This window comes from Acinetobacter sp. NIPH 2699 (genome assembly GCF_022549355.1).
In the GTDB taxonomy this organism is placed as follows: domain Bacteria; phylum Pseudomonadota; class Gammaproteobacteria; order Pseudomonadales; family Moraxellaceae; genus Acinetobacter.
This window is the reverse complement of the sequence record NZ_JAKZGL010000005.1, coordinates 62,562-74,585: the sequence shown is the minus strand read 5'-3', so window position 1 is coordinate 74,585 and position 12,024 is coordinate 62,562. Positions and strand designations below refer to the sequence as shown.

The following is a 12,024-nucleotide window of genomic DNA, read 5'->3' as shown; positions in this document are numbered from 1 at the left end:
AAATAAACTGGTCAAATGTTACATTTTTCCGATGAGCGAATAAAAGAAAAAGCAGTCAAAGCTGCTTTTTCTTTCTTACAACTGAATCTAGCAAAATTTTAAAGTGCCATAACAGTTAGGTGTAAACTTTTGGGTTGCTAACTCTAAATCAACTAATGCCATTTGTGGACGTGTTGCATTGATTAAGTTGACTGTACCAACTGGAATATCATCACCAAAAAGACAATTACTTGCAAGGTTGTTCCCACAAAAAATTCGCCCCTCATTACTTTTCAGAAAATTACTAACCTGATTAAATGCTTCATTAAGAGTCGCTGTCGGAATATCTACAGCGAGAGTAGGTTCAATAAACCCGATATCAATTGGATCTGAAAACTCTAACCACCAGCCATTTTGAGAAATAGAGTTATTATTGGTCCATTGGATATCTTTAGACTGCAAAGATAAGGAAGCCGCTGTACCATTTAGGTTCGCTTTATGAAAATAACCCAGATCCTCACTGATCGCTACATCAACCATCAGATTCTGAATCAAACCCGTTACATTTTTACCTGTCAAAGGTATATTAATGAAACCGAGTGCTCTAGCAGTCGCATCAATCGTCCCTGTCAATGCAATATCTCGAACTGTTGCTGTTGCCGATAAAGCTGCACTATTAATACGCTTCCCTGTAATTTCTTGTCTTGGAAGATATAAATCACCTTTTAAAATATTACTTCCACTCGCTTGATCACGAAGATTTAAATTATAAGCTGTTGTATCAAATGGAATATTACCCGTACCAAACAATGTACAACACACCTCACCCGAAATTGGATTATAACCATCTGATTGCTTTAAGGTGTTTTTAGCGGCCTCCCCCCCCACAAGACTTGTACCAAAACCATTCACATTGGCAAGACCCGTTGTTGCAGCAATCTCCATATAACCACTTAGGGAATTAATACCACTTTTGGCAGGGCCATTTTCTAAACCAAAAGTAATCAATCCAATTGCTTTCTCAGAACTTAAATTAATCCCAACAATTTCACGCGTTGATGCTTTATCTGGGTTTCTAATCGCAAATTCGATAAATGGATTGGTCAAGACTGCAGATGAGCCTGCACGAGCTGCTCGATCAGCCGCACTATCGGTATTGGAGGTCTCAGAGTTACCCAAACCACTTAAACTCAGATAATCAATATCAATATCACAACCACCAACTCCATTTACACCACCACATCCCAATTGAAGCTTTTTAATATTAACATTGAGCTCCATATTGGCTTCTAAACCCAGCTTATAGAAGCCTACACTTGTATCACCACCAACACGTTGTGCTTCTTTATTGGCTAGATCAGTTGGTGAAATAAACGATAAGCTCATCAATGCCTGACCCGTTGTTGCTGACATCTCGCTATCGCTTAGACTTTGTAGCGTGTTAGAAACGGCATAGGCAGAATTCAAGCATAAGCTGCTTACAGCAAACATTGCTAAATGAAGAAACCTAAACTGTCGCATGCCGACCTCCGTGTTTAAAACATCCATACATGATTATTTTTATTCCAAACTTCCATATTTACAGATATCAATCACAACGTTAATATTTATCTGTATTTTTTGTACAAAAAATGAATAAAAACCCTCTTGATTGTAGCTTATTTCTTTTAAATTAGTAGTTCATTCGTCTGATGTATTGATAATTTCAGTAAGGTCTGTTGGCATTTTATGAATAAAAAATAGCGAGTAGGTAAAATTCAATCTTGAAATCGAATTTACTACTCGCTATGTGCAAACCAATATTAAATGATCAACACTGATCTATGTTAAAGACCATGCGGAGCAATGCTCCCCATCCGTAATTTTGATAGGTATCTCAAACAAAATCTTAGAGTTTTTATTGAAGCCATTTTTTATAGAGTTAGAACAGGTCGCCCATAAAAGAGATAAGTCAAGACTCTAGCAATTCAAATTCAATATAAAGTGTAGCAGCTGACCTAAAGGCAATATGTTAATGAAAATATTTAAGTTAATCAGCATAAAACCTCCACTTAATAAAAATAAAGCAGAGGCTTATTGGAATTTAAAAAAATTAGCAAAATTTTAAAGTACCATAACAGTTAGGTGTAAACTTTTGGGTTGCTAACTCTAAATCAACCAATGCCATTTGTGGACGTGTTGCATCAATTAAGTTGACTGTACCTGTGGGAATCGTGTCACCAAAAAGACAACTTAAGACACCAGCTGAACCACAGTTAATCGGTTGAACGTTAGTCAAATAATGAGATACTTGGGCAAATGCCTCATTAAGTGTGGCTTTGGGAATATCTACAGCGAGAGCAGGTTCAATAAACCCAATATCAATTGGATCTGAGAACTCCAACCACCAACCATTTTGAGAAATCGAATTATTATTGGTCCATTGGATATCTTGGGACTGTAAAGACAAGGAAGCAGCAGTACCATTTAAGTTCGCTTTATGGAAAAAACCTAAATCCTCACTAATTGCCACATCAACTATTAAATTTTGGAGTGTGCCAGATACCTGTCGGTCCAAATTTAATATTCCTGCCGCTCTGGCAATAATATTTCCACTCAGATCAATATTTCGAACCGTTGCTTCTGCTTTTAACTCAGCGCTATTAATACGCTTCCCTGTAATCGGTTGTCTTGGTAGGTATAAATCACCTTTTAAAATATTACTACCTGTGGCTTTATCACGAAGGTTTAGGGTATAGGCTTCGGTATTAAAATTAATATTTGTAAAATTACTAGGAGTACAAGAACCAAGCCCCGAACAGACTTTTCCCGAAATAGGATTATAACCATCTGATTGCCTTAAGTTATCTTTAGTAGCCTCACCACTCACAAGACTTGTACCGAAACCATTCACATTGGCAAGACCCGTTGTTGCAGCAATCTCCATATAACCACTTAGGGAATTAATACCACTTTTGGCAGGGCCATTTTCTAAACCAAAAGTAATCAATCCAATTGCTTTCTCAGAGCTTAAATTAATCCCAACAATTTCACGCGTTGATGCTTTATCTGGGTTTCTAATCGCAAATTCGATAAATGGATTGGTCAAGACCGCAGATGAACCCGCACGAGCCGCTCGATCAGCCGCACTATCGGTATTGGAGGTCTCAGAGTTACCCAAACCACTTAAACTCAGATAATCAATATCAATATCACAACCACCAGCTCCATTTACACCACCACATCCCAATTGAAGCTTTTTAATATTAACGTTGAGCTCCATGTTGGCTTCTAATCCCAGCTTATAGAAACCCACACTTGCATCACCACCATCACGCCGCGCTTCTTTATTGGCTAGATCAGTGGGTGAAATAAATGATAAGCTCATCAATGCCTGACCCGTTGTTGCTGACATCTCGCTATCGCTTAAACTTTGTAGCGTGTTAGAAACGGCATAGGCAGAATTCAAGCATAAGCTGCTTACAGCAAACATTGCTAAATGAAGAAACCTAAACTGTCGCATGCCCCGACCTCCGTGTTTAAAACATCCATACATGATTATTTTTATTCCAAGTTTCCATACTTACAAATACCAATCACAACGTAATATTTATCTGTATTTTTTGTACAAAAAATGAATAAAACTCTCTTGATTGTAGCCTATTTCTTTTAAATTAGTAGTTCATTCGTCTGATGCATTGATCATTTCAGTAAGGTCTGTTGGCATTTTATGAATAAAAAATAGCGAGTAGGTAAAATCCAATCTTGAAATCGAATTTACTACTCGCTATGCGCAAACCAATATTAAATGATCAACACTACTGATCTATGTTAAAGACCATGCGGAGCAATGCTCCCCATCCTTAATTTTGATAGGTATCTCAAATAAAATCTTAGAGTTTTTATTGAAGCCATTCTTTCTAGAATTAGAACAGGTCGTCCATAAAGAGATAAGCTCAAGACTCTAGCAATTCAAACTCAATATAAAGTATATCCGCTGATCTAAAGACAATATATTAATGAAAATATTTAAGTTAATCAGCATAAAACCTCCACTTAATAAAAATAAAGCAGAGGCTTATTGGAATTTAAAAAATTAGCAGAACTTTAAAGTGCCATAACAGTTAGGTGTAAACTTTTGGGTTGCTAACTCTAAATCAACCAATGCCATTTGTGGACGTGTCGCGTTGATTAAGTTGACTGTACCTGTAGGAATCGTGTCCCCAAAAAGACAATTCAACACCCCAAATGTACCGCAATTAATAGGATTATTGTTCAAGTAATTGGATACTTGGGCAAATGCCTCATTAAGGGTCGCTTTAGGAATATCTACATTAAGAGTAGGTTCTATAAATCCGATGTCAATTGGGTCTGAGAACTCTAACCACCAACCATTTTGAGAAACAGAATTATTATTGCTCCATTGAATATCTTTAGACTGCAATGATAACGAGGCTGCCGTACCATTTAGATTAGCTTTATGGAAAAAACCCAAATTCTCACTGATCGCGACATCAACCATTAAGTTCTGGATTGTACCTGTTACTTGTCTATCTAAGTTTAATCCTATTGCATTGGCAACAATATTCCCACTCAAGTCAATATCTCGAACTGTTGCTGTTGCTGTTAAAGCTGCACTATTAATACGCTTCCCTGTAATCTCTTGTCTTGGAAGGTACAAATCACCCTTTAAAATATTGCTTCCCGTTGCTTTATCTCGAAGATTAAGGGCATAAGAAGTCGTTGCAAAATTAATAGTAGGAACACAAAGAAGAGGAAGACTACACACTTTACCCGTAATAGCATTATAGCCATCAGACTGATTTAGTGTCCCCTTTGCCGCCTCCCCTCCTACAAGACTTGTACCGAAACCATTCACATTGGCAAGACCTGTTGTTGCAGCAATCTCCATATAACCACTTAGGGAATTAATACCACTTTTGGCAGGGCCATTTTCTAAACCAAAAGTAATCAATCCAATTGCTTTCTCAGAGCTTAAATTAATCCCAACAATTTCACGCGTTGATGCTTTATCTGGGTTTCTAATGGCAAATTCGATAAATGGATTGGTCAAGACTGCAGATGAACCCGCACGAGCCGCTCGATCAGCCGCACTATCGGTATTGGAGGTCTCAGAGTTACCCAAACCACTTAAACTCAGATAATCAATATCAATATCACAACCACCAGCTCCATTTACACCACCACATCCCAATTGAAGCTTTTTAATATTAACATTGAGCTCCATATTGGCTTCCAATCCCAGCTTATAGAAGCCTACACTTGTATCACCACCAACACGTTGTGCTTCTTTATTGGCTAGATCAGTGGGTGAAATAAACGATAAGCTCATTAATGCCTGACCCGTTGTCGCAGACAGCTCACTATCGCTTAAACTTTGTAGTGTATTAGACGCAGCATAGGCAGAATTCAAGCATAAGCTGCTTACAGCAAACATTGCTAAATAAAGAGACTTAAACTGTCGCATACCGACCTCCGTGTTTAAAATATCCATACATCATTATTTTTATTCCGTGTATTCATATATACAGATATCCATCACAAAGTAATATCCACCTGAAAATTTTGTATAAAAAAAGATCAATCAAAAATAATTGTAGCTTATTTTTATTAGATTACTAGCTTATTCATTTTGTAACTTTGTAACTTATAATTTTAGTAGTTTTTATATTTCTGAATGAGTATTCACCACACGAATTGCATGGTGAATACTCTTGGAGTATTAAGTCTTCGGCAACGTCACACCAGTTTGACCTTGGTATTTACCACCACGATCTTTATATGACGTTTCACAGACTTCATCGCTTTCAAAGAACAGCATCTGTGCCACACCTTCACCCGCATAAATACGTGCAGGTAAGTTTGTGGTATTGGAAAATTCAAGGGTAACGTGACCTTCCCACTCTGGCTCTAAAGGTGTTACGTTTACGATGATACCGCAACGCGCGTAGGTTGATTTTCCTAAACACACGGTCAGTACATTACGTGGGATACGGAAGTACTCAACAGTGCGTGCTAGCGCAAATGAATTGGGTGGAATAATACAAACATCCGATTCGATATCGATAAAGCTTTTCTCATCAAAATTCTTTGGATCAACAATGACAGAATGCACGTTGGTAAAGACTTTAAATTCACGCGCGCAACGGACATCATAGCCATAGCTTGAGACCCCATAAGAAATCAACTTTTCTCCATTTTCATCGAAACGAACTTGATTTTCTGCATAAGGTTCAATCATGCCGTGTTTTTCGCTCATTTCACGAATCCAACGATCAGATTTTATAGCCATGTCTTTATACCCAAAAACGAAGTTGATGATTGGCAGCTACTTTAACGTAAAATGGCATTAATGAAAACAACACCCCAATCGATTATAAGACCTATTGACCGAGGTATAAGATCATAAGTGCTAAGCAGCGATAGAATCATAAAACCTCACGGCTTTTAAGTTTGAACTAAGCAAAGCATGCTATTTTGAAAAGTGCAGCTCTTTTTCTTTGATACATTTCCCATTTTATGCCTAAGCAATTCTTTCATAAGTGGCTTCCCTCTTCGGAAAAAGTGACCAACCTTAAGTTTATGAAATTTTTTGGTCAGCGTGCCTTAAATCCACTACTTTGGTATGTAAATCGTCATTCAATCGCAAAAGCAATGTTCATTGGGACTTTCTGGGGAATTTTACCTGTCCCATTTCATAGCCTATTTATCATTTTGACGGTGTTGTGGATTGAAGTAAATTTGCCCATCGGCCTATGTATGGCATGGTTAACCAATCCTGTTACCGTGGTTCCCATTCTGTATTTAGGTTTTTGGTTTGGTAGTAAAATTTATCATGTGAATATGATTAATCAAGAGATGTTGCTTGGGGTTTTACATCAAATCATCAACTGGCTTAAAAATTTTGGACATGGTCATATTGACCTCAGTTTAGCCAAAATCCTAGTATCAGGACTGATCATTGAAGCCACTTTATTTGCGTTTTTATTCTATCTTGCGACACATTTACTCTGGCGTTGGTTCCTTGTTAAAAGTTGGAAAAATCGTTATAAAAATAAAAAAGAAGAAGCCATTTAATAAGCCTCTTCTCCCCACATTATTTTCTATTTAGCTGTAGTTTTTGCCTTCATATAATGTTCTGCAACATCTAATACATAATCCTGACATGCCTCACCTGTAGCAGGGTCATAAGCACCATTATTGGTAATGTTATTAGATAAAACCCGAATGCCAAGGAATGGCACTTTAAATTGATGTGCGATTTGTGCAACCGATGCTGCTTCCATTTCTTCAATAGAAGTCCCGTATTTGCTATGCAAGAAGTTAATTCGATCCAATTCATTATTCCAGACATCAGCAGAGCCAATGGTGCCTTCCACTACTTGTCCTTTTGTATAGTTCACTTTTGCTTTATAGGCAGCAACCAATAGCTCTTGATCACCTTCAAATTTGCGTATGGCAATCGGTTCAGGATCTGACTCATCATCAGGTAAAACATCAAATGCTTCATTCCATTCCAATGCATTTGAACCGCCACCCATTGGTTGATACGGTGTTTTAAATGCACCGATATTGGTCGTGTATTTACCGAGAACAATATCAAACACATGTAAATCTGGATCATGCCCACCTGAAGTGCCCTGATTAATAATTGCGATGGGTTGGTAATGCTGAATGGCAATTGCGGTTGCTGCGGCTGAATTACTCATGCCCATGCGGGTCTTCGAGATAATCATGGGATAACCTTTATAGCTTCCCTTCCAAAACGTCCAGCCTCCAATCGTTTCAACACTGACATGGTCTAATTTTGATGCCATTCTTTCAGATTCAATCGGCAATGCACCTTGTATCACGATCGGTTGTAATTGAGTTTTTTCTTGCGTTTGATCAGCACTAGAATCGTTATCCCCATTACATGCACTCAGCAACAAAGCGGTGCAAACACTAGCAATACCCATGAAACGTTTAAAATATGCCATTCAGCTACTCTCAATCTAAAAGAAAGAATAAGCAATCCACATGCCATTTTTTACTAAACGGTATATTTTTTAAGCTCTTATCCATCAAAAATCATTTTGATTGGAAAATAAAAACCCAACAGAATGAATTATGTTGGGTCGTTTGAATCATTCACATTGCAAAGAGATGTATTTAGAAAATACGCTTGTCATTTCTTTGATGCTTTGGCAATTTTTCCATTTGCTCAAGCAACACTTGCGCGATATTCATAAAACTTTCAGCCGCAGCATCTTGCGCAACCACACTTGGTTTACCCTGATCCGCATGTTCACGAATTTTAGCGTCTAAAGGTAAACGCCCTAATAATGGAATGTGGTATTGCTCAGAAAGCTGATCACCACCACCAATCCCAAAAATTTGTTCTTCAAAACCACAATTCGAACAGATATGCGTTGACATATTTTCAATCACACCAAGCACAGGAATATTGACGCGATTGAACAATTCAATCCCTTTCACCGCATCCATGAGTGCCACATTCTGAGGTGTTGTCACAATCACTGCGCCCGTCACTGGAATACGCTGTGCCAATGTCAATTGGATGTCACCTGTTCCCGGTGGCATGTCAATCACCAAGACATCCAAATCAGGCCAAAGGGTTTGATTGAACAACTGCATCAATGCGCCTGTCGCCTTTGGTCCACGCCAAGCCACAGGGGTATTCTGTGCCCCAATGAGATGACCAATCGAAATCACCGCCATGCCATACGCATCTAAAGGAACAAAATGTTCATTTTCGATCAGCGGTGTTTGACCTGCATTTCCAAGCATCGTCGGAATGCTTGGGCCATAGATATCAGCATCGAGCACGCCAACTTTTAAGCCCATTTTTTGTAGCGCGAGCGCAAGATTCACTGTAGTGGTTGATTTGCCGACACCGCCTTTACCTGATGATACCAAAATGACATTTTGAATTCGTGGATGAGCTGCAATATCACGTTGTTGCGGTGCGGCTTTTTGAATCGGTGGGTTGTTTGGATCAACTTCAGCTTTTGGAGAAGCATCCATGACAGGCGGCAAATTTGCGTTTTCTGCTTTTGGCTTAGATGAACAGCTATGACCTGCATCACCATGCGCAGCATGTTTTTGTTGAACGACATGTAAATTTAACTCCTGAATGCCACATTTTTCTAAGGCTTCAGCAAGTTCATCATGAATTTGTTGTAAATGATCTTTTTCTTGGGGAAAGGTATTAATCGTGAGTTGTAAAATACGACCTTGGACATTCACTTGGCTAATCCGATCTTTTAAGCCATTTTCTGAATGTGGTAAGACATAATTTTGTAGAACTGTTTGAATCTCGTCTTCCTTCACTTCTTGTGCTGGTGAAAAAACAGATTTTAAGGAAGAAAGCCACGACATTTTGTTTACTCCAAAAACAGATCAACATAGGACTGAGTTTGGCTAGTTTAGCAGTATTGAACAAGTGACGCTCATATCAAAGAAGATAATTGCTCATTTTTTATAGCGTATTTTCTTCTCTGAATATGAGCCTAGGTTATTTAGGTTTGATCCAACAATTAACCCTTGAATTTATTTAAAGTGTCTGTTGCAGCTTTCTTTAAATCATCCAGTTTATGGCTCGCTTGAGCTTTGAGATCATCAAATTTTGCTGCGGCTTCATCTTTTAATTCAGCGGCTTTTGCTTTTGCATCATCTAACTTATGACTCGCTTCTTCTTTCAAATGGTCAAATTTATCTTGGACACTATGCTGCGAATCTTCAAGTTTAGATTTGATTTCATCTACTTTGTCGGAAAAAGCTTCTTTACTTTCAGCATTTTGCTCAGAAACATCTTTTTTTAGATCATCAAGGGCTTTTTCACCTTTTAACTTAAGCTCCTCTGCTGAGTGCTTTAAGTCATCTACTGCCTTTTCGCCTTGTAATTGCGCTTCTTTTGCTTTGTGTTTTAAATCATTACCTAAGTCAGCTGCTTGAGTTTTTAGCTCATCAATTTTTTCATTTGTCATCGTAATTCCTCACTTATAGGTAAATATAAATTGTTTGGAGCAGCCTTAGTTATACCGCGTTTATATCCATTTTTTTGTGATTGCAGCAAATTGAAACAAAGGACATACAGGAAGATTCAAATCATTTCTGATTGATAACCTTTTGAATTTTTAGATATAAAAATCATATAAATGCATAACGGTTAATTTACTTCAAAAACTCATTTTTAGATATTTCATACAAGACATGCCAACTTAATGGATGATCTGGTTCTAAAGCTGGGTGCTGAAATGTTGTGACCTTTCTCATTTCTAATTTTTTCATCACTGCTTGCGATTTCTCATTTTCCAGTGTGGTAAATGACACAACTTTGTCTAGTTTCAACTGATTAAATGCAAATGCTAATGCCGCTTTTGCCGCTTCCGTCGCATAGCCCTGTCCCCAATAGGGCTGATCTAATCTCCACCCAATTTCCACACAAGGCGAAAAGGAAAATTGCGTGGGTTGATCATGCAAACCGACAAAACCAATAAATTGATGGTTTTCTTTTAATTCAACTGCCCAAAAGCCCCAACCTTGTGACTCAATAATCGATTTCATTTTATCAATCATGGCATCGCTTTCTGCTCGTGTCAGTAATTTCGGGAAATACTGCATGACTTGCGGATTGGTACTCATCACAGCAAAGTGTGGATAATCTTCTGGTATCCATTGTCTTAAGCGTAGCCGTGCGGTTTCGATCATTTTTACAACCAATAAATTTGTATTAAAAACTATTAACAATATAAGGAGATAGTTCGGATATACTTCCGCAATATCTCAATCATAGACCTCGTTGTCAAAATTACCTAATATGAATGAAAATGAACTTTTAGAAATTCAGCAGGAACTTCAAGCCCAAGAAAAACGTTTGAAGTACATTCTTTCCAGTAAAAGAAGAATCCAAAACATGATTCTTTCTTTTGAAAAGGATCTTGCTGAACAGTTAATTCCTGTGATTCACCAACAGAGTGACGATAAAGCACCTGTTGAAAGCAGTCTGGCTCTGACCATTTGCTGGAAATTTTCTAAAGCTGAGTTTCCTAAAACCGAACATTGGTGCAGCGAACTCAGCATTACTGAGCTTGAGTTCAAAGATGAATTTACTGTGGCACTAAAAGCACAAGCATGGTTAGGAACTTTAGGCAGTGATGAACTTTGGCAGACACCAATGTTTGCTGAAATTACCATTGATCCTAAAACTGATGCTTTAAAGAGCTATCACATTCATTTCCTATCTAAAGGAAAGATTATCTCTTTAAGAAAAAATTCAAAACACAGCGTAACTGTGAAACAAATGCAGAGTATGTGATCCTTCGGGGTGCATACTCTTACTTACAATACTTCAATTCACCTACGGTTTTGGATGCATTATTCATAAGAAATATCCATCCGACTTCTTTTCTTTGTATTCATCACAAAATAGCAGACATTCGCACTCATAGATCCCAAAGCAAGTACGGGTACAAGAGCAAAATAGATAAGAAGACTCATCATTAAAGTTGAGAAATCAATCTGATTCACTTGATCCTCTAATAAGATGACGATTACTAAAAACATCCAACAGGTGAAAAAGATAAGACTGACTTTTAATAGTTGGGATAGATCAAAAATCTGAGTGGGCAATTTCACTACTGCGAAAACAATTAAATAGCAGATAAAAGTAAAAAACATGAGCAATGGTGTCAGATAGATCATGACTTCCATGCCATTACTCACCACATGAATCAAATGACTCTGCTGAAAATTTAAATAGAGACACAACGGAATCACAAAACTAAGAACAGAAACCAAACTTGCTGACAAAGCTGCACAAACTAAAGTCCAAGATCGCATTACAATCTCCTATCGATTCAAGCCTGTTGCTATTCTCAGTAAAAGAGATGTGCTTTGATTGAAACCAATGTGAAGATTGCATGAAGTCTTAAAATGAGCAGATCAAAAAGCATTGAAAAGATTTCACCGATTCCCTTGTGCAAGTCAGTGTTAAGTCATGTAAAATCATCCACCTTGTAAATACGAATGAGAGAACAATAT

Annotated in this window: 11 protein-coding genes; 2 read left to right on the top strand and 9 right to left on the bottom strand. The window is 37.8% G+C overall.

Annotation, left to right across the window (positions count from 1 at the left end; genetic code table 11):
* Positions 1-87: 87 nt before the first annotated feature.
* The 4 genes from MMP72_RS06825 to dcd form a co-directional block, all read right to left on the bottom strand.
* The gene (locus MMP72_RS06825) at positions 88-1,500 is read right to left on the bottom strand and encodes a hypothetical protein (protein ID WP_241315766.1); all 1,413 of its coding nucleotides are present in this window, start codon (positions 1,498-1,500) and stop codon (positions 88-90) included.
* Positions 1,501-2,071: 571 nt separating this feature from the next.
* Positions 2,072-3,481, bottom strand: a complete 1,410-nt coding sequence (locus MMP72_RS06815) for a hypothetical protein (protein ID WP_241315765.1) — start codon at positions 3,479-3,481, stop codon at positions 2,072-2,074.
* A gap of 573 nt (positions 3,482-4,054) precedes the next feature.
* On the bottom strand, positions 4,055-5,446 hold the full coding sequence (locus MMP72_RS06810; RefSeq protein ID WP_241315764.1) for a hypothetical protein: 1,392 nt from the start codon (positions 5,444-5,446) through the stop codon (positions 4,055-4,057).
* 255 nt (positions 5,447-5,701) lie between these two features.
* Entirely contained in the window at positions 5,702-6,271 is a 570-nt protein-coding gene (gene dcd / locus MMP72_RS06805) for a dCTP deaminase (RefSeq protein WP_241315763.1), read from the bottom strand.
* Between the two features lie 227 nt (positions 6,272-6,498).
* Here dcd and MMP72_RS06800 point away from each other — a divergent pair, with 227 nt between their 5' ends.
* Positions 6,499-7,056 (top strand): DUF2062 domain-containing protein, encoded by a 558-nt coding sequence (locus MMP72_RS06800; RefSeq protein ID WP_241315762.1) that lies wholly within the window; start codon positions 6,499-6,501, stop codon positions 7,054-7,056.
* A gap of 26 nt (positions 7,057-7,082) precedes the next feature.
* Here MMP72_RS06800 and MMP72_RS06795 read toward each other — a convergent pair whose 3' ends face one another.
* From MMP72_RS06795 to MMP72_RS06780, 4 genes are all read right to left on the bottom strand, one after another.
* Positions 7,083-7,958 (bottom strand): 5'-methylthioadenosine/S-adenosylhomocysteine nucleosidase, encoded by an 876-nt coding sequence (locus MMP72_RS06795; protein ID WP_241315759.1) that lies wholly within the window; start codon positions 7,956-7,958, stop codon positions 7,083-7,085.
* A 172-nt stretch (positions 7,959-8,130) separates the two neighbouring features.
* Positions 8,131-9,360 carry an iron-sulfur cluster carrier protein ApbC gene (gene apbC, locus MMP72_RS06790; protein WP_241315756.1) on the bottom strand — a complete coding sequence of 410 codons (1,230 nt, stop codon included), beginning with the start codon at positions 9,358-9,360 and terminating at the stop codon, positions 8,131-8,133.
* A 158-nt stretch (positions 9,361-9,518) separates the two neighbouring features.
* Positions 9,519-9,968 (bottom strand): hypothetical protein, encoded by a 450-nt coding sequence (locus tag MMP72_RS06785; RefSeq protein WP_241315753.1) that lies wholly within the window; start codon positions 9,966-9,968, stop codon positions 9,519-9,521.
* Between the two features lie 187 nt (positions 9,969-10,155).
* Positions 10,156-10,692 (bottom strand): GNAT family N-acetyltransferase, encoded by a 537-nt coding sequence (locus MMP72_RS06780; protein ID WP_241315752.1) that lies wholly within the window; start codon positions 10,690-10,692, stop codon positions 10,156-10,158.
* A gap of 109 nt (positions 10,693-10,801) precedes the next feature.
* Between MMP72_RS06780 and MMP72_RS06775 the strand changes: the two genes are divergently transcribed.
* The gene (locus MMP72_RS06775; protein ID WP_241315750.1) at positions 10,802-11,299 is read left to right on the top strand and encodes a hypothetical protein; all 498 of its coding nucleotides are present in this window, start codon (positions 10,802-10,804) and stop codon (positions 11,297-11,299) included.
* Between the two features lie 59 nt (positions 11,300-11,358).
* Here MMP72_RS06775 and MMP72_RS06770 read toward each other — a convergent pair whose 3' ends face one another.
* Positions 11,359-11,823: a hypothetical protein gene (locus MMP72_RS06770; RefSeq protein ID WP_241315749.1), complete on the bottom strand. Its 465-nt coding sequence runs from the start codon at positions 11,821-11,823 to the stop codon at positions 11,359-11,361.
* Positions 11,824-12,024 lie beyond the last annotated feature (201 nt).

Coding starts and splice junctions, on each gene's coding strand:
- MMP72_RS06825 (WP_241315766.1), bottom strand. CDS start 1,500: ATGCGACAGTTTAGGTTTCTTCATTTAGCAATGTTTGCTGTAAGCAGC.
- MMP72_RS06815 (WP_241315765.1), bottom strand. CDS start 3,481: ATGCGACAGTTTAGGTTTCTTCATTTAGCAATGTTTGCTGTAAGCAGC.
- MMP72_RS06810 (WP_241315764.1), bottom strand. CDS start 5,446: ATGCGACAGTTTAAGTCTCTTTATTTAGCAATGTTTGCTGTAAGCAGC.
- dcd (WP_241315763.1), bottom strand. CDS start 6,271: ATGGCTATAAAATCTGATCGTTGGATTCGTGAAATGAGCGAAAAACAC.
- MMP72_RS06800 (WP_241315762.1), top strand. CDS start 6,499: ATGCCTAAGCAATTCTTTCATAAGTGGCTTCCCTCTTCGGAAAAAGTG.
- MMP72_RS06795 (WP_241315759.1), bottom strand. CDS start 7,958: ATGGCATATTTTAAACGTTTCATGGGTATTGCTAGTGTTTGCACCGCT.
- apbC (WP_241315756.1), bottom strand. CDS start 9,360: ATGTCGTGGCTTTCTTCCTTAAAATCTGTTTTTTCACCAGCACAAGAA.
- MMP72_RS06785 (WP_241315753.1), bottom strand. CDS start 9,968: ATGACAAATGAAAAAATTGATGAGCTAAAAACTCAAGCAGCTGACTTA.
- MMP72_RS06780 (WP_241315752.1), bottom strand. CDS start 10,692: ATGATCGAAACCGCACGGCTACGCTTAAGACAATGGATACCAGAAGAT.
- MMP72_RS06775 (WP_241315750.1), top strand. CDS start 10,802: ATGAATGAAAATGAACTTTTAGAAATTCAGCAGGAACTTCAAGCCCAA.
- MMP72_RS06770 (WP_241315749.1), bottom strand. CDS start 11,823: ATGCGATCTTGGACTTTAGTTTGTGCAGCTTTGTCAGCAAGTTTGGTT.